This window comes from Brevundimonas sp. AC546 (assembly GCF_979258305.1).
Genome location: NZ_OZ409849.1, coordinates 529,393 through 546,508 on the forward strand (window position 1 = coordinate 529,393; position 17,116 = coordinate 546,508).

The 17,116-nt window shown below is 65.9% G+C and carries 19 protein-coding genes; 11 read left to right on the forward strand and 8 right to left on the reverse strand.

All coding sequences use genetic code 11. The features are described 5' to 3' along the window. Positions 1–56: 56 nt before the first annotated feature. Positions 57–1,841: an acyl-CoA dehydrogenase gene (locus tag ACZZZD_RS02615; RefSeq protein WP_463432395.1), complete on the reverse strand. Its 1,785-nt coding sequence runs from the start codon at positions 1,839–1,841 to the stop codon at positions 57–59. Positions 1,842–1,990: 149 nt separating this feature from the next. On the opposite strand from ACZZZD_RS02615, the gene ACZZZD_RS02620 reads away from it, so the two are divergent. Both ACZZZD_RS02620 and ACZZZD_RS02625 read left to right on the forward strand, forming a co-directional pair. Further along, entirely contained in the window at positions 1,991–2,542 is a 552-nt protein-coding gene (locus ACZZZD_RS02620; RefSeq protein ID WP_463432397.1) for a cytochrome b, read from the forward strand. After that, positions 2,539–3,456 carry an L-threonylcarbamoyladenylate synthase gene (locus tag ACZZZD_RS02625; RefSeq protein WP_463432399.1) on the forward strand — a complete coding sequence of 306 codons (918 nt, stop codon included), beginning with the start codon at positions 2,539–2,541 and terminating at the stop codon, positions 3,454–3,456. The genes ACZZZD_RS02620 and ACZZZD_RS02625 overlap by 4 nt, the downstream gene beginning before the upstream one ends. On the opposite strand, the gene ACZZZD_RS02630 is transcribed toward ACZZZD_RS02625, so the two are convergent. The 5 genes from ACZZZD_RS02630 to ACZZZD_RS02650 form a co-directional block, all read right to left on the reverse strand. Next, a complete protein-coding gene (locus ACZZZD_RS02630) occupies positions 3,453–4,520 on the reverse strand; it encodes a patatin-like phospholipase family protein (protein WP_463432401.1) in 1,068 nt (355 codons plus the stop codon). The two genes, ACZZZD_RS02625 and ACZZZD_RS02630, sit on opposite strands and share 4 nt — an antisense overlap. An 18-nt stretch (positions 4,521–4,538) precedes the next feature. Next, positions 4,539–5,369: a 3-hydroxybutyrate dehydrogenase gene (locus ACZZZD_RS02635; RefSeq protein ID WP_463432403.1), complete on the reverse strand. Its 831-nt coding sequence runs from the start codon at positions 5,367–5,369 to the stop codon at positions 4,539–4,541. A 53-nt stretch (positions 5,370–5,422) separates the two neighbouring features. Beyond that, entirely contained in the window at positions 5,423–6,193 is a 771-nt protein-coding gene (gene yaaA / locus ACZZZD_RS02640; protein WP_463432405.1) for a peroxide stress protein YaaA, read from the reverse strand. A gap of 100 nt (positions 6,194–6,293) precedes the next feature. Further along, positions 6,294–7,031 carry an arginyltransferase gene (locus ACZZZD_RS02645; RefSeq protein ID WP_463432407.1) on the reverse strand — a complete coding sequence of 246 codons (738 nt, stop codon included), beginning with the start codon at positions 7,029–7,031 and terminating at the stop codon, positions 6,294–6,296. A gap of 114 nt (positions 7,032–7,145) precedes the next feature. Then, a complete protein-coding gene (locus tag ACZZZD_RS02650; protein WP_463432409.1) occupies positions 7,146–8,042 on the reverse strand; it encodes a flagellar motor protein MotB in 897 nt (298 codons plus the stop codon). 117 nt (positions 8,043–8,159) lie between these two features. Between ACZZZD_RS02650 and ACZZZD_RS02655 the strand changes: the two genes are divergently transcribed. Further along, positions 8,160–9,020, forward strand: coding sequence for an NAD(P)-dependent oxidoreductase (locus ACZZZD_RS02655; RefSeq protein WP_463432411.1), 861 nt, complete (start codon positions 8,160–8,162; stop codon positions 9,018–9,020). A 3-nt stretch (positions 9,021–9,023) separates the two neighbouring features. On the opposite strand, the gene ACZZZD_RS02660 is transcribed toward ACZZZD_RS02655, so the two are convergent. Together ACZZZD_RS02660 and hemB are read right to left on the reverse strand one after the other, a co-directional pair. Further along, positions 9,024–9,515: an N-acetyltransferase family protein gene (locus tag ACZZZD_RS02660; RefSeq protein WP_463432413.1), complete on the reverse strand. Its 492-nt coding sequence runs from the start codon at positions 9,513–9,515 to the stop codon at positions 9,024–9,026. Next, a complete protein-coding gene (gene hemB / locus ACZZZD_RS02665; RefSeq protein WP_463432415.1) occupies positions 9,512–10,513 on the reverse strand; it encodes a porphobilinogen synthase in 1,002 nt (333 codons plus the stop codon). Before hemB ends, ACZZZD_RS02660 begins: the two co-directional genes overlap by 4 nt. Positions 10,514–10,639: 126 nt before the next feature. Between hemB and ACZZZD_RS02670 the strand changes: the two genes are divergently transcribed. From ACZZZD_RS02670 to ACZZZD_RS02705, 8 genes are all read left to right on the forward strand, one after another. Further along, positions 10,640–11,443: a class I SAM-dependent methyltransferase gene (locus tag ACZZZD_RS02670; protein ID WP_463432417.1), complete on the forward strand. Its 804-nt coding sequence runs from the start codon at positions 10,640–10,642 to the stop codon at positions 11,441–11,443. Next, complete coding sequence (locus ACZZZD_RS02675; protein WP_463432419.1) at positions 11,443–12,630, forward strand: sialidase family protein; 1,188 nt, start codon at positions 11,443–11,445, stop codon at positions 12,628–12,630. The genes ACZZZD_RS02670 and ACZZZD_RS02675 overlap by 1 nt, the downstream gene beginning before the upstream one ends. A 115-nt stretch (positions 12,631–12,745) precedes the next feature. Continuing rightward, positions 12,746–13,972, forward strand: coding sequence for a 5-aminolevulinate synthase (hemA, locus tag ACZZZD_RS02680; RefSeq protein ID WP_463432421.1), 1,227 nt, complete (start codon positions 12,746–12,748; stop codon positions 13,970–13,972). 9 nt (positions 13,973–13,981) lie between these two features. Continuing rightward, a complete protein-coding gene (locus tag ACZZZD_RS02685) occupies positions 13,982–14,167 on the forward strand; it encodes a DUF6898 family protein (protein WP_463432423.1) in 186 nt (61 codons plus the stop codon). Between the two features lie 63 nt (positions 14,168–14,230). Beyond that, positions 14,231–14,626, forward strand: a complete 396-nt coding sequence (locus ACZZZD_RS02690; RefSeq protein ID WP_463432425.1) for a hypothetical protein — start codon at positions 14,231–14,233, stop codon at positions 14,624–14,626. Positions 14,627–14,705: 79 nt separating this feature from the next. Further along, the gene (gene glyA / locus ACZZZD_RS02695) at positions 14,706–15,989 is read left to right on the forward strand and encodes a serine hydroxymethyltransferase (RefSeq protein ID WP_463432427.1); all 1,284 of its coding nucleotides are present in this window, start codon (positions 14,706–14,708) and stop codon (positions 15,987–15,989) included. A 7-nt stretch (positions 15,990–15,996) separates the two neighbouring features. Beyond that, positions 15,997–16,467, forward strand: coding sequence for a transcriptional regulator NrdR (nrdR, locus tag ACZZZD_RS02700; protein ID WP_135195991.1), 471 nt, complete (start codon positions 15,997–15,999; stop codon positions 16,465–16,467). Further along, positions 16,467–17,087 carry a RibD family protein gene (locus ACZZZD_RS02705; RefSeq protein WP_463432431.1) on the forward strand — a complete coding sequence of 207 codons (621 nt, stop codon included), beginning with the start codon at positions 16,467–16,469 and terminating at the stop codon, positions 17,085–17,087. Before nrdR ends, ACZZZD_RS02705 begins: the two co-directional genes overlap by 1 nt. Positions 17,088–17,116 lie beyond the last annotated feature (29 nt).

The window sequence follows — 17,116 nt, forward strand, 5'->3', positions numbered from 1 at the left end:
AGGCGAAGTTTGGGCGCGGCGGGCGTCGAACGTCAAATGAAGAAACGCCTCAACGCCTAGCCCGCCAAGGCGTCGACCGTCATCCGTTGCAGCAGTTCGCCCCCTTGGCCGATGGCCGCCAGTCGGCTGGAGACATGGCCCAGCACATTGGCGGCATAGACTTCGTAGAGGTCCAGCTTGCCTTGCAGCCAGGCCGGGTCGCCGTCCTGCGCCTCCAGCTTCGTCTTCGCCGCCAGGGCGCCCTTGGCCAGCATCCAGCCGCCGACGACATCGCCCAGCAGTTTCAGATAGGCGTCTGCGGCCGCCAGGACATCGGCCGCCGCATTCGGATCGGCCTTCTGATCCAGCAGCCACAAGGTCGCGTCCTCGACGGCCTCGATCGCTGTTGCGAACCGTTCGACCGGCTTTCCGCTGTAGAGACCGCCGAGATCGACCAGGGTCACCTTCATGTCGGCGATCAACGCCTTGGCCAATTCGCCGCCGTCTATCGACAGCTTGCGCCCGACCAGATCCATCGCCTGGATGCCGTTGGTGCCTTCATAGATCGGGGCGATGCGGGCGTCGCGATAGTATTGGGCCGCGCCGGTCTCCTCGATGAAGCCCATGCCGCCGTGAACCTGGATCCCCATCGAGGCGACCTCGCAGCCGACATCGGTGGACCAGGCCTTGGCGATGGGGGTGAACAGGTCTTCGCGGCCCTTCCAGCGACGACGCTCCTCTTCGGTCCCGGCGTGTTTCGCCAGATCGGCGGCGACGCCAGTGGACAGGCAGATGGCGCGCGCGGCCGAAATCTTGGCCTTCATAACGCTCAGCATCCGGCGCACGTCGGGATGGTCGAAGATCGGTGCGTTGGCCTCGCCGGTCCAGACCGAACGACCCTGACGGCGGTCCAGCGCATAGGCGAGGGCGTGCTGATAGGCGCGTTCGGCGATGCCGACGCCCTCGACGCCGACCGCCAGACGCGCGGCGTTCATCATCACGAACATATGGGCCAGGCCCTGGTTCGGCTGACCGACCAGTTCGGCGGTGGCGCCCTCGTAGCTCATGACGCAGGTGGGTGAGGCGTGGATGCCCAGCTTGTGCTCGACCCCGACAGGGCGGAAGGCGTTGCGGTCGCCCAGGGTCCCGTCGTCCTTCACCGCAAACTTGGGCGTCAGGAACAGGCTGATGCCTTTCGGCCCCTTGGGTGCATCAGGCAGGCGGGCCAGCACCAGATGGACGATGTTGTCGGTGGCGTCGTGATCGCCCCAGGTGATGAAGATTTTCTCGCCGTTCAGGGCATAGGTGCCGTCGCCATTCGGCGTGGCGGTGGCGGTCAGGGAGCCCAGGTCCGAGCCTGCGCCCGGCTCGGTCAGGACCATGGCGCCCGTCCATTCGCCGCTGACCAACTTGGTCAGATATTTGGCCTTCTGCTCGTCAGTCCCGACCTGCTCCAACGCTTCGATGGAGGCCAGCGACAGCATGGGGCACAGGCCGAACGCCATATTGGCGGCATGGACGGTTTCATAGGCCGCGAGTTCCAGCGCCTTGGGCAGGGCCTGACCGCCTGCCTCGATCGAGGCGGACAGGCCGGTCCAGCCGCCCGCCGCAAACTGGCGGTAGGCGTCAGCGAAGCCGGGCGCGGCGGTGACCGAACCGTTGACATAGGTCGAGCCCTTCTGGTCGCCGATCCGGTTTAGCGGCGCCAGCACCTCTTGGGAGAACTGGCCCGCCGCCTCCAACACCGCCGAGGCGACATCGGCGTCATAGTCGGGAAAGGCGCCGGTCGCCGCCACATCGGCCATGCCGGCCACCGCCTCCAAGGTGAAGGCCAAGTCTCGAACGGGGGCGCGGTAGGTCATGGGTTTCCTCAATCGTCTTTGCGGCCTAAGTGCCGCGTCGGGGCCTGTCGCTGCAAGCGTCTTGGCGACGCGCCCTATCTCAGTGCAAGGTGGCTCAGTGCAAAGTGTCTGAGCGCAAGGTGACGCAGTGCCGTCACGGAAGGGAAGACATGGGCGAACCCCGAAATCGATATTCGAGCGTTTCCCTGTTTCTGCACTGGGGCATCGCCCTGGCGGTCCTGATCCAGGTGCTGCTGATAACCGCGCATGAGAATACGGAAGGGCCGATCTCCGGGCAGTTCGTCATGCTGCACAAATCGGTGGGGCTGACGATCCTGATGCTGACCTTGGCCCGGATCGGTTGGCGATTGGCCAATCCCGCCATCCCACTGCCGTCCGATCTGCCACGCTGGCAGAGGCTGGCGGCGCGCGCGACCCATGTGCTGTTCTATCTGGCGCTGATCGTCATCCCAATGACCGGCTGGCTGGCGTCGTCCGCCGGTGGGCGCGCCATCGAATGGTTCGGCCTGTTCTCCTGGCCGCTGATGCCGATCGGCGGCGGGCGCGATGCGGCGCGCAGCCTGATGGGGCTGCATGGGATTGCGGTGAAGGGACTGTATGTCCTGATCGCGCTGCATGTCCTCGCCGCGCTCAAGCATCAGTTCGTCGACCGGGACAATGTGCTGCACCGGATGGTCCCGATCATCCCCCGCCGACCGTGAGCGAGACCCCAGAGCAGGCGGCGCAGGCGCTGGCGAACGGCGACCTGATCCTGCTGCCGACCGAGACTGTCTATGGGCTGGGCGCCGATGCAGGCAATGCGCAGGCTGTCGCCGCCATCTTCACCGCCAAGGGAAGGCCTAGGTTCAACCCGCTGATTTCCCACGTCGTCGATGGGGATGCGGCGGCGGCCATCGGAGAATTCGGTCCGGCGGCTCGCGCCCTGGCCGAGGCCTTCTGGCCCGGTCCGTTGACGCTGGTAACGCCGGTTCGGGACGCCATGGGGGTCTGCGATCTGGCCCGCGCCGGGTTGGACAGTGTGGCGATCCGCGTGCCTGCCCATCCAATGGCGAGGGCGGTGTTGGCGGCGTTCGGCGGTCCTGTGGTGGCCCCGTCGGCCAATCGATCGGGACGGCCCAGCCCGACGACGTTCGCCGATGCGGTGGACGAGACAGGCTTCGCGGTCGCCGCCGCGGTCGATGGCGGTTCTTGCCAGGTCGGGCTGGAGAGCACGGTCGTGTCGGTGCTGGACGGACGTATCGCCCTGCTGCGGCCGGGCGCTGTCACCCGGTTCGAGATCGAGGCGCTCGTCGGTCCGCTGGCGGACAGCGGGGAGGGGCATCGCTCGCCGGGGCGGTTGGCTCTGCACTACGCGCCGGACGCCCCGGTCAGGATCGAGGCGTATGAGACGAAGAGCGGCGAAATCCTGCTGGGGTTCGGCGCCGGCGTCGGCGATCCGCGCTGGAGTCTGAGCGCGTCAGGCGACCTGAGGGAAGCGGCGGCCAATCTGTTTCGGCTTCTGCGCGAGGCGGATCGGACGCATCCTGTCGGGATCGCGGTCTCACCGATCCCCATGACGGGATTAGGCGAGGCCATCAATGATCGGCTGAGGCGGGCGGCCGGCTTCGTCGGCTAGCCGAACCGGGCTTGAAGATCGACACTGGACTGGCGGCCGACGCTTGGCAGACAGGTCTCCAGCCAGTCGTCGGCCGCCGCTCGACCGCGCGCCTTCAGGTCGTTGAGGAAGCCCCATTCCGTATTGAACTTGGATCGCAGAGACAGGTCTGAAAGCCAGCCGTCCGCCTCAATGGCGTGCAGGCGGACGTGGCGATAGGGGCCTGAGCCCCCGCCCTTGAGCTGACCGTGCGCGATCATCTCGCCGGCCAGGGCGATGGCGCGCAGTTCGGCGACCAGGGGCGCGTTGAAGACGATCTCGTTCAGCCGATCCAGGATATCCCCGGCGCTGCGGGGCGTCTCGTCGCGCGCCAAGGGGTTCAGCGTCACCAGCAGGACATCGTCCGGCGTGTCGTCGCCTGTCAGCGGCCAGAGTGGCGGATTGGTCAGATAACCACCGTCCCAATAGGGCTCGCCATCGATCTCGACCGCCTGGAAAAGGTGGGGCAGGCAGGCGGACGCCATCAGGACATCGGCGTTGATCTCGCGCGTCTCGAAGAGCCGGGTCTTGCCTTGGCGCACGGCGGTGGCGGCGACGAACAGCCTGATGTCCGAGGCCTGGACCGCGCCGAAATCGACCGCCGCCTTCAGCACCCTTTTCAGAGGATTGTGATTCAGTGGATTGAATTCATAGGGGCTCATGGACATCGCCAGCGTCTCGCCGGCGCGCCAGAAGGGGTTGTCCTTGATCCAGTCCGGTGGTTGGGCGGCGTTCCACATGGCGCTGTCGCCAAAGACGTTGCGACCGCCGGACTGGTTGACCTCGCGCCACAGCTTGTCCAGCGCCGAACGGGCGTCGCCGGTCGCGAAACCGGACACCAGCGCCGCGCCGTTCATGGCCCCGGCCGAAACGCCGGACACCGCACGAACATCCAGCCGGTCGTCTTCCAGCAGCCGGTCGAGCACGCCCCATTGAAATGCGCCGTGCGCACCCCCGCCCTGAAGCGCGAGACAGACGGGACGACGGCCCGCGGGAGCGGGGAGACCTTCCGCCGGTTGGGCGGCCTTGCGTTTGAAGATCGCCATGCCCGCCCGTGACTTTCGCTATTGAGCGGTCCAGCCGCCGTCGATGGAGAAACTGGCCCCGTTCGCCGAGGCGCCGAGATCGCTGACTAGGTAGAGGAAGAGGCCGGTCAGTTCGTCCGTGGTGACGAACCGTTTGGTCGGCTGGGCCGCCAAAATGACGTCGGTCAGCACCTGCTCCTCGGTCATGTTGCGGGTGCGGGCCTGGTCCGCGATCTGTTTCGTCACGATCGGCGTCTCGACGAAGCCGGGGCAGATGGCGTTGCAGGTGATGTTGTCCCGCGCCAGTTCCAGCGCCACCGTTTTGGTGAAGCCGATGACGCCATGCTTGGCTGCGACATAAGCGGACTTGAACGGGCTAGCGACCAGGCCGTGAGCCGAGGCCATGTTTATGATTCGGCCACGTCCCTGGGCCTTCATGATCGGGATGGCGGCCTGGGTGGCGTAGAAGGCCGAGGACAGGTTGATGGCGATAATCTTCTCCCACTGGTCGGCGGGAAATTTCTCGACCGATTCGACATGCTGGATGCCGGCGTTGTTGACTAGAATATCCAGACGGCCGAGTTCGTTCTGAGCGAAAGCGACCATGTCCGCGATCTGATCGCCACGCGTCATATCGCCCGGATGATAGAGAACGCGAACCCCGGACGAGGCTTCAAGGTCGGCGCGCGTGCGCTCGATCTCCGCCGGATCGCCCAGGCCGTTCAGGACCACGTCGCCGCCGCCCGCCGCCACGGCCCGCGCCAGGGCCAGGCCGATGCCTGAGGTCGATCCCGTCACGACCGCAACCTGCCCCTTCAGATCGCCGATGCCGGCGAGGGCGGGCGTGGGTGCACTAGGCTGTTGCGACATGGATCCGCCTTTCGGTTCGTTGGCGAGAGATTAGCGGCACGACAGGCCAGTGATCAAGAATTTCCCGACCTGATGAATATCCACTCGTTATCCGTAGAGGCGGCCTTGTCGAAAGCGTAGCCGTCCCGGTTGAAAGCCTTCAGGTCCGCGACCCGTTCCACCCGCTCGTCGATGGCGAAGCGCGCCATGGCGCCGCGCGCCTTCTTGGCGAAGAAGGACACGATCCGGCTCTCGCCGTTCTTCTCTTCACGAAACTGCGGCGTCACGACGGGCAGTTTCAGCGCCTTGGCGTCGACTGCGCCGAAATATTCCTGGCTGGCGAGGTTCACCAGGGTGGGGTCGGTCTGCCCCTCGGCGTCGGCGTTCAACTGTTTGGAAATCCGGTCGCCCCAGAAATCATACAGGCTAGCGCCGCGCCGGGTCTTCAGCCGCGTGCCCATTTCCAGACGATACGGCTGAATTCGATCCAGCGGCCTCAGCAAGCCATAGAAGCCCGACAGGATGCGCAGATGGTCCTGTGCGAAAGCCAAGCCTTTGGCGTCCAGCTCGCGCGCTTTCAGCCCTTCGTAGACATCACCGGCGAACGCGAAGGCGGCTTGGACGCCGTCTGTGGATTCGGCATCGAAGGCCTTGAAACGCGCAACATTCAGGGTCGCCAGATCATCCGATATTCCCATCAGGCGGCGCAAGTCGGCCTTGGTTTGACGCCTGGCGGTCGTCGCCAGGCTGGCTGTGTCCTCGACGAAGCGACGCCCAGTGCCGGGAACAGCCGGATCAGCTTCGGCGAAGTCGAGCCGTTTGGCGGGAGAAAGAACGATCAGCAATTGGCGGCTCCGTTGCAGCGCCGCTCACATAGGCCGCTTCGGCGACGATTTGAACCGGGTGTGGCGAAGGCTTGCCCATGCGTCCACAAGGACGGCGGCGCTATTCGTCCAGTCGAACCCAGCCCAGCTTGCCAAGCGTTTCCATCGGGCGAAAGTCGGCCTTGTAGTCCATCTTGGCCGAGCCCTGGACCCAATAGCCCAGATAGACGAAAGGCAGACCGACCAGGGCCGCCTGCCGCACGTGATCCAGGATCGCGAACCGGCCCAGGCTGCGGCGCTCCATCGTCGGGTCGTAGAAGCTGTAGACCATCGACAGCCCGTCCTTGAGCAGGTCGGTCAGGGTTACGGCGACCAGGTCGCCAGGGCCGCCGTCGGTCGAGGGCAGGCGATATTCGATCAGATGGGTTCGCACGGCTGTGTCCTCGACCATGGCGACATAGTCGAGCCAGCCCATGTCGCTCATGCCGCCGGTCGGATGTCGGGTGGTCAGATAGCGGCGCAGAAGCTGGAACTGTTCGGTCGTGGCCTCGGCCTCGACCAGACTGCGCGACAGGTCGTCGTTGCGGGCCAGCACCTTGCGCTGCGAGCGGCTGAAGGCGAACTCCGGCACGGGCAGACGCACGGAAACGCAGGCGTCGCAGGCCTCGCAGGCCGGGCGATAGGCGATGTTCTGGCTGCGGCGGAAGCCGGCGATCGTCAGCTCGTCGTTGACGTGGGCGCCGTCGGAGAAGGGCAGGTTGGCGAACACCTTCCGCTCGGTCTTGCCCGGCAGGTAGGGGCAGGGCGCGACCGAGGTCATGAAGAAGCGCAGCTGTCGTGTCGGTACGTGCTGGGTCACGGCCTCAGGTCCGCATCCGATCTTGCCAATATTGCGACAGTTGAACGCTCATGTCGCGATTTGGCGTCAATCGTGGCCCGGCTGCAAGCGTGTTCGCGTCGCAGCCGAGCGGAGTCACAGCGAAGTATCCATCGGCAGGACGGGCGCCTCGCGCAGAAGGACGATGGCGATGCGGCGGTTACCGGCGAGCGTCGGATCGTCGGGGTAAAGCGGATCGGACCCCGCCTTGCCCGCGACCGAATAGACCCGGTCGGGATCGACGCCGGCGCCCTGAAGCACCAGGCGCGAGCCGTTGGCGCGTTCGGAAGACAGGGCCCAATCGGCCGGGGCGCTGGCGCGGTTGGAGCCGGGCGTGGCGCTGGTGTGGCCGGTGATGGAGATCCGGTTCGGCAGCTGGTTGATGACCTTGGAGATGGCGCGCAGCAGGACCTGGGCCCGCGCGTTCGGTCGTGACGAGTTGTTGTCGAACATCGACCGGCCTTCCTGATCGACCAGCTGGATGCGCAGGCCCTCAGGCGTCTGATCGACGATCAGCTGTTTCGACAGCTCGGCCAGTTCCGGCATCGACTGCATCGCCTGACGCAGGGATTCGGCGGCGCTGGCGAACTCGGCGGCTTCGCGTTTCTGGATTTCGGCCTGAAGGGCGGCGTCGCTCGCGGACGACAGGTTCGAGCTGGGGCCGGTCTGGTCGGTCGCCGGCGCCTCGGGCGCCAGTTCCTGCAGCACGGATTGAGAGCCCGAACTCTTGGGGCCGTCGTCGCCCAGAGACGTGCCGCCCAGGATACCGCCTGAACCGGACGTGGTCTCGGACACGCTGGCGGGTGCGAAATATTCGGCGATGCCGCGCTTCTGCTCAGGGTCCGTGGTGTTGATCAGCCACATGAGCAGGAAGAAGGCCATCATGGCGGTCACGAAGTCCGCATAGGCCACCTTCCACGCGCCGCCGTGGTGGCCTCCGCCGGAGACCTTCTTGACCTTCTTGATGAGGATCGGACGATCGCTCACGGACATGGACACGTATCCCGAGGAGTGGTGTCCCATAATGCCCTTGCCAAGGTTAACCGGGCGTTGACCTTGAACCCCGGCGCGACCCGGCCTAGTCCGACGCAAATATCGAAGGAGCCTGTCATGAAGATCGCATTCGCCGGCCTGGGCGTCATGGGCGCCCCGATGGCGCGTCATCTGGTCGAGGCGGGCCACGACGTGACCGGCTTCAATCGCACGGCGGCGAAAGCCCAGGCCTGGGCGGCATCTACAGGCGGCAAGTCGGCCGCGACGGTGGCGGAGGCGGCGCAGGGCGTCGAACTGTTCATCCTGTGCGTCGGCAATGACGACGACGTGCGGGCCGTCGTGACGGAGGCCTTGCCGAATGTGGCGGACGGCGCAGTCATCGTCGATCACACCACGACCTCGGCCAAGGTGGCGCGCGAGATGGCGGAACTGGCGCAGGCGCAGGGGCGTCATTTCGTCGATGCGCCGGTGTCGGGCGGTCAGGCCGGGGCGGAGAACGGGCAGCTCAGCGTCATGGCTGGCGGGGATGCAGCCGCCTTGGCGACGGCGGAGCCGGCGCTGAAGGCCTATTCAAAGGCGATCAAACACATGGGGCCGGCGGGGTCGGGCCAACTGACCAAGATGGTCAACCAGATCGCCATCGCCGGCGTGGTGCAGGGTTTAGCCGAGGCCGTGCATTTCGCTCAGGTCGCAGGCCTGGACACCGACGCCGCCTATGAGGCCGTGTCGAAAGGCGCGGCGCAAAGCTGGCAGATGGACAATCGCTGGAAGACGGCGGCCAAGGGCGCGTTCGAGTTCGGCTTCGCCGTCGACTGGATGCGCAAGGACTTGGGCCTGGTGCTGGACGAGGCGCGGTCGAACGGCGCGCGCCTTAGCCTGACGGCGCTGGTCGATCAGTTCTACGCCGAGGTTCAGGCCATGGGCGGAAACCGCTGGGATACGTCCAGCCTGGCGGCGCGGCTGCAATCGCGCGACTGACGCCTAAAGTTTGCGGTGCATGATGTGCAGGCCGACCAGGCCGTGCGCCGGGTGATCGAAGGCCTCGGGAACCGTGCCGACGATCTTGAAGCCCAGCTTCTTCCATAGGCCGACGGCGACGGTGTTGGTCTCCACGACCGCATTAAACTGCATCGATTTGAAGCCGGCGTCGCGGGCGAAGGTCAGCGCGGTCTCTCCTAGGCTGCGGGCCACGCCTCGACCGCGTGCGGCGGGGCCCACCATGAAGCTGCCGTTGGCGACGTGGGCGCCGTTTCCTTGCTGGTTCGGAATGATCTTGGCGGCGCCCAGCACCTGGCCGTCCTCGACCGCGACCAGGGTTCCGCCGGGCGCGGGCGGCGTCCACATGGTGCGGGCCTGCGCCTCGGTCATGTCCAGCGGATAGGTATAGGTCTCGCCCGCGCGGGTGACGGTCTCGATGATCGGCCACAGGCCGGACCAATCGGCATCCGTGATCGGCCGGATTTCGACCGTCATCGGCCCAGCAGCCGCGCGGCCTGAGGCGCGAAATAGGTCAGGACGCCTGCGCAGCCCGCGCGCTTGAACCCGTGCAGGGTCTCAAGGATCGCGCGGTCCTGATCCAGCCAGCCGTTGGCGATGGAGGCCTGCATCATCGCGTACTCGCCCGACACCTGATAGGCGAAGGTCGGAACGCGGAAGGTCTCGGACACGCGGCGAACGATGTCGAGATAGGGCATGCCCGGCTTGACCATGACCGCGTCGGCGCCTTCCGAAAGGTCCATCGCGACCTCCTTCAGGGCCTCGTCGGAGTTGGCGTAGTCCATCTGATAGGTCTTCTTGTCACCCTTCAGCATGGCTGAGGAGCCGACGGCGTCGCGATATGGGCCATAGAAGGCCGAGGCGAACTTGGCCGCATAGGACAGGATCAGGGTGTCGGAAAAGCCGTTGGCCTCCAGCGCCTCGCGCACCGCCTGGATGCGGCCGTCCATCATGTCGGACGGCGCCACGACGTCGGCGCCGGCGTGGGCGTGGATGAAGGCCTGTTCGGCCAGCCGGTCCAGCGAGGCGTCGTTGACGATCCGGTCGCCCTCCATGACGCCGTCATGGCCGTGGTCGGTGTAGCAGTCCAGCGCCACGTCGGTCATGACGCCGATCTCGGGCGCGGCGTCCTTGATCGCCTTGATGCAGTCGGGGATCAGGCCGTCGGGATCGGTCGCGCCGGTGCCGACCGCGTCCTTGATCGCGCCATCGACGTTCGGAAACAGGGCGATCATCGGAATTCCCAGATCGCGGGCCTCGACAGCCGCGTTGGCGGCTGCCTTGGGCGACAGGCGAAAGACGCCGGGCATGGAGGCGACGGGCACGCGATCCTCGGCGCCGTCGTGGACGATCAGCGGCAAGATCAGATCGGCCGGCGTCAGGGTCGTTTCCGCCACCAGCCGCCGCACCCACGGGCTGGAACGCAGGCGACGCGGACGGGCGAGCGGGAAGGGGGCGGGCTGATAGGGAAGCATGACGAAACTTTCGAAACTTGGCGTCGCACTAGCGCCGCAGTGGCCGTGGCGCAAATCACGCGCGCAAGACTGCTTGCGCGGATCGGCGAAATGCGAGCCTATCGCCGTCGAATAAGGGAGATGACGATGATCAAGCGATTGGCGGCCGGCGCGGCGGTTCTGGCTCTGGCGACGGGCCTTTCGGCCTGTATCATCGTGTCGTCCGACGGCGGGTCGCGGACCGTGGTCGCGGGCGACAACGCCGCCATGGCGTCCCCGTCGTATGTCTCGCTCTATACAGATGCGGTCGCCGACACGAAGCGTCCGGCCGAAGAAGTGGCCCGCGATCCCCTGCGTCATCCGACCGAGATCCTGGCTTTCGCCCAACTCGCACCGGGCGACAAGGTCGCCGATATCCGCCCCGGCGCCGGCTATTTCACCCGCCTGTTCTCGGACGTGGTCGGCCCGACCGGCCGAGTCTACGCCTTTGTGCCCGAGCGGACGATGGCGCGGGAGAACGCCGGGGCGGACGCCCTTGCCGCTGCCTATTCCAACGTGACGCGGGTCAACGGCCTGCTGGACTCGATGACCTACGCCGAGCCGCTGGACATGATCTTCATGAGCCAGGAATACCACGACTTCCACATCCCCGGCTTCAACACCGACGTGGCCAAGATGAATGCGGCCGTGTTCGCGGCGCTGAAGCCCGGCGGTCGCTACATCCTGATCGACCATGAGGCGGCGGCCGGCACGGGCATCTCGGCGGTCCAGACCCTGCACCGTATCGAAGGCGACTATTTGAAGCGCGAAGTCGAGGCGGCGGGCTTCGTCTATGAGGGCGAAAGCACGGCCGTCGCCAATCCGGCCGACGACCACAGCCTGAATGTCTTCGACGAGAAGATCCGCGGCAAGACCGACCAGTTCGTCTATCGCTTCCGCAAGCCGGGCTGATGCGGGCGACGGCCGCGCTGGCGACGGCGCTGGTTCTGATCTGCGGGCCCGCAGCGGCGGGCGACGGCGATCCGCCCTATACGGTGGCGCCGAATCTGTTTCGGCCGGATGCGCCCGATCTAGGCCTGACGCCTGCGCCGGGGACCGAGACCTTCACCGTCTTCACGCCGACGCAGGACACGGATCGGTTCAGCAACGGTGTGGTGCTGATCCCCTTCAAGGGCCGCCTCTACGCCCATTGGCAAAGCTCGGCGCGGGACGAGGACGCGGCCGACACCTGGGTCGCCTACAGCGTCAGCGACGACGGCGAGGCCTGGTCGGGGCCTCAAACCCTTGTTTCAGCGGGGCATGGCGGGCGGATGCATTCCAGCGGCGGCTGGTGGACTGATGGCCAAACCCTGGTCGCCTATGTCAATGTCTGGCCCGAGGGTTTTCAGTCCGGCGCAGGCGGCTTCGCCGAATACAGGACCAGCACGGACGGCGTGACCTGGAGCGACGCGCGTCGCGTGACCGGCGCGGACGGCCGTCCGGTCGAAGGCGTGATCGAACAGGATCCCCACCGGATCGACGGGCGGGTGATGACGGGCTTTCACCTGCGGCCTGGCATGATCGCGACACCCTTCTTCACCGACGATCCGCTGGGCGTAACGGGATGGACCGCAGGGCGGATGGCGAACCTGACGCGCGACGCCAGCAGCGCCCAGGCCGCGCACGAGCGTCGTCTCAGCCGCGAGATCGAACCCAGCCTGTTCCGGCGCGCCGACGGCTGTGTGGTCATGGTGTTCAGGGACGAGGAGCTCAGCTTTCGCCAACTGGCGTCCGAAAGTTGCGACCGGGGCGTGACTTGGACGACGCCGGTGCTGACCGACATGCCGGACGCCCGCGCCAAGCAGAGCGCCGGCAATCTGCCCGACGGAACGGCCTATCTGGTCAATGCGCCCAACAGCGACCGACCGCGCCTGCCGCTGGCGGTGACGCTCAGCCGCGACGGTCGCCTGTTCGATCGCAGCCATCTGTTGCGGGGGCAGGGCGACCTTCAACCGCTACGGTTCGAGGGGCAGTACAAGCGGCCGGGCTATCACTATCCAAAGAGCGTCGTGTGGGGCGACTACCTCTACGTCGCCTATGCCGCGAACAAGGAGGATGTGCAGGTCACGCGCGTCCCGCTGCGATCCCTGCAATACTGAGAACCGTTATCAATTAAGGGTTTGGGTCGTTTTGTCCATGTGGCGGACATGGACAAGCCCGCGCCGGGGGAGCAAATAACGCAAAGACATCGCCATAAGCGAAAGAACGCGTAGTTTGTTCGACTATAAGGCCGCCTTTAAAAGCTCCGTGGAGCAGGTTCGCAGCGAAGGGCGCTATCGCGTCTTCGCCGATCTGAAACGCGTGCGTGGACAGTTTCCGCTGGCGGTGCGTCGTCGCGAAGACGGATCCCAGCAGGACGTCGTGATCTGGTGCTCCAACGACTACCTGGGCATGGGCCAGCACCCGGTCGTGCTGGACGCCATGCATGAGGAGATCGATGCGGTCGGCGCCGGCGCCGGCGGCACGCGCAACATCTCGGGCACCACACGGTCCGCCGTCGATCTCGAGGCCGAACTGGCCGACTGGCACCAGAAGGAAGCGGCGCTGCTGTTCACCTCGGGCTATGTCGGCAACGAGGCGACCCTGTCGACGCTGCAGAAGATCCTGCCCGGCCTGATCACCTTCTCCGATTCGCTGAACCACGCCTCGATGATCGCCGGCATTCGCCACGGCGGGGGCGAGCGTCACGTGTTCATGCACAACGACCTGGCGCATCTGGAGGCCCTGCTGGCGGCGGCCCCGGCGGAGGCGCCCAAGCTGATCGCCTTTGAGAGCGTCTATTCGATGGACGGCGACATCGCCGACCTGGCTGGCACCATCGCCCTGGCGAAGAAATACGGCGCCCTGACTTATCTGGACGAGGTCCATGCGGTCGGCCTGTATGGAGAAACCGGCGCGGGCGTGGCCGAGCGTGACGGCGTGCTGGACCAGATCGACATCATCGAATGTACTCTGGGCAAGGCCATCGGCGTGATGGGCGGCTATATCGCCGCCGAAGCCATGATCATCGACGCTGTGCGCAGCTGGGCCTCGGGCTTCATCTTCACCACCTCTCTGCCGCCGGCATTGACTGCGGGGGCGCTGGCCTCCGTGCGGCATTTGAAGACCCACCCCGAACTGCGTGTCCAGCATCAGGAACGGGCGGCGACGCTGAAGTCGCGTTTCGCGGCGGCCGGCATCCCGGTGATGGAAAGCGAGAGCCACATCGTGCCGGTGCATGTCGGCGATCCGATCCACTGCAAGATGATCTCGGACATGCTGCTGGACGAATACGGCGTCTATGTTCAGCCGATCAATTATCCGACCGTGCCCAAGGGGACAGAGCGCCTGCGCTTCACCCCCTCGCCGAACCACACCGACGCCATGATGGATCACCTGGTCCAGGCGATGGACAAGCTGTTCGCCCACTGCAACGTGGCGCGCCGGCCCGTCGCAGCCTGAGGCTCGGTGATGGCGGACGAAGATCTCGGCGAGGTGATCGTCGAGTTCACCCGTAACGGCTCCTACCTGAAATGTTCGGCCATCCACGTCGCCACCGGCCGCGAGGTCAGCGCCATGGGGCCGGTCAATGAGCCGAAGTCCGTCGAACGGGTGGCGATCGCCAAGCTGCGGCGGGCTTTGTCCAGCGGGCTTTAAGACGACGCGATAGAATCGACTCCGACGGTGATCGATGGTTCCCTTCGCGCATGGGAGGAGGCCATGTTGCAACCGGGTAGCCCGGCCATTCTGGGGTTAGGCGCGTTTTCGATCTCCGCTGTGCTGGCCGGTCTGGTTCTGTTGACGGGTGCTGACCATGCGTCGCCGGGCTGTACCGGGCCCGAAGTGCAGCGGTGTGACTATGTCGAGACAGCGAAGGCGGCGCTGACCGACAGATACCGAAGCCAGTTTCAGCCCGATCTCGGGTTCGAAGTTGTTGACACAGGATCGTCCGTTCGTGTGCAGCAGTTCCTGCCTCAGGGCTCTTCCGCATTGTTCGAAGGGCCTGCCGTTTTGATCGACAAGAAAAGTTGTCGCGCTTGCAGCGTCTCGGTTCGCGAATCGACCGAAGGGGTGGCTGAATCACGTGTTCGCCGTATTCCCGCAGGTGGCGTGTGAACGGTTGCCGCCACAAGATGTTGTGGTCACGCGCTCTGGGGACTAGATAAGCGGCCTTCTGATTTTCGGGGATTCCAGCGTGACGGCCTTCACCCACGACGCCTATTTCACCAAGACGCTCGCTGACGCCGATCCGGACGTCTTCAAGGGTATTCAGGGCGAGTTGGGTCGCCAGAAGGAGCAGATCGAGCTGATCGCTTCCGAGAACATTGTCTCGCAGGCGGTGCTGGACGCGCAAGGCTCGGTGCTGACGAACAAATACGCGGAAGGCTATCCCGGTCGTCGCTATTACGGCGGCTGCGAGTTCGTCGATATCACCGAGGATCTGGCGCGCGAGCGGGCCAAGGAACTGTTCGGCGCGGCCTTCGCCAACGTCCAGCCGCACTCGGGCGCCCAGGCCAACCAGGCGGTCTTCTTCACCCTGCTTCAGCCCGGCGACACCTTCCTGGGCATGGACTTGGCCTGCGGCGGTCACCTGACGCACGGCTCGCCGGCGAACCAGTCGGGCAAGTGGTTCCGCCCGGTGACCTACAAGGTGCGGGAAGACAATCACCTGATCGACTACGACCACGTCGCCGAGATGGCTGAGCGCGAGAAGCCCAAGCTGATCCTGGCCGGCGCCTCCGCCTACAGCCGCCATATCGACTTCAAGCGTTTCCGCGAGATCGCCGACAGCGTCGGCGCCTATCTGATGGTGGACATGGCCCACTATGCGGGTCTGATCGCCGGCGGTGCCTATCCCGACCCGGTGCCGCATGCCCACGTCGTCACCACCACGACGCACAAGACCCTGCGCGGCCCGCGCGGCGGCATGATCCTGACCAACGACGGCGACATCGCCAAGAAGATCAACTCCGCCGTCTTCCCCGGTCTGCAGGGCGGGCCGCTGGAACACGTCATCGCCGCCAAGGCCGTGGCCTTCGGCGAGGCGCTGAAGCCCGAGTTCAAACTGTATGCGCAGCAGGTGGTCAAGAACGCCCAGGCCCTTTCCGGCGTGCTGATCGAACGCGGTCTGGCCATCGTCTCGGGCGGCACCGACAGCCACCTGGCCCTGGTCGATCTGCGGCCCAAGGGCGTGACCGGCAAGGCGACCGAGCACGAGCTCGAAAAGGCGCTCATGACCTGCAACAAGAACGGCGTGCCGTTCGACACCGCGCCCTTCACCGTCACCTCGGGCGTCCGCCTGGGCACGCCGGCCGGCACCACGCGCGGCTTCGGCGAGGAAGAGTTCAAGAAGATCGGTCACTGGATCGCCGATGTCGTCTCGTCGATGAATGGCGGCGATGAAGCCGATCCGGCCGTTGTCGCAGGCGTGGCGGCCCAGGTGCGGGAGCTGACGCACCGCTTCCCGATCTACGGATAACCCCCTGATGAAGTGCCCTTTTTGCGGTCATCAGGACACCCAGGTGAAGGACAGCCGGCCGTCGGACGACGGCTCGGCCATCCGACGCCGTCGGTCCTGCCCTAACTGCAATGGGCGCTTTACGACGTTCGAGCGGGTGCAGTTGCGCGAACTGGTGATCCTGAAACGCAACGGGCGGCGCACGCCGTTCGAGCGTGACAAGCTGGAACGGTCGCTGGGCGTGGCCCTGCGCAAACGCCCGGTCCAGGCCGATCAGGTCGAGCAGATGGTCAACCGGATCGTCCGTCAGCTGGAAAGCCTTGGCGAGACCGAAATCCCGTCCAGCACCGTCGGGGATTTCATCATGAAGGCGCTGAAGGGCGTGGATGAGGTCGCCTATGTCCGTTACGCCTCGGTCTACAAGGATTTCCGCCACACCGGCGACTTCGCCAAATTCCTGGGCGACGAAGGGTTCGACGAACCGTCCGGCAAGGCCTGATGCGGGTCACCCTGAAACTGGCGACCTCGCTGGATGGGCGCATCGCCACGGCGTCGGGCGAAAGCCAGTGGATCACCGGCGAGGCGGCGCGGCTGGAAGGCCACCGTTTGCGCGCGGCGCATGACGCCATCCTGGTCGGCGTCGAGACGGTTTTGCACGACGACCCTGAACTGACGGCGCGCCTGCCGGGGCGCAGCGTGGATCAGCCGCTTCGGGTCGTGCTGGACAGCCGTCTGCGGACGCCGCAGAAGGCGAAGCTGGCGGGCGAGAACACCCTGATCCTGACCGTCGTCGCCCCACGCCCGATCGGTGCGGCCAAGGTCGTGCAGGTCGAAGCCCAAGACGGTCGCCCGACGATCCCGGCAGTCTTGAAGGCACTGAAAGACGCCGGCGCAACGTCGCTTCTGATCGAGGGCGGCGGCCAGGTCGCCGCATCGTTTTTGCGCGCCAACGCCGTCGATGCCCTGGAGTGGTTTCGTGCGCCGATGCTGCTGGGCAGTGAGGGCAGGCCCTGCATCGCCGCCCTGGCTCTTGCAAAGCTGGCCGACGCACCCAAGTTCCGTCGCCTGGGCGCCGAGCCTGTCGGGGACGACCTGTGGGAACGCTACGCGCGCCTTTGAGATCGTCGAGATTAGACGATTAGACGAAT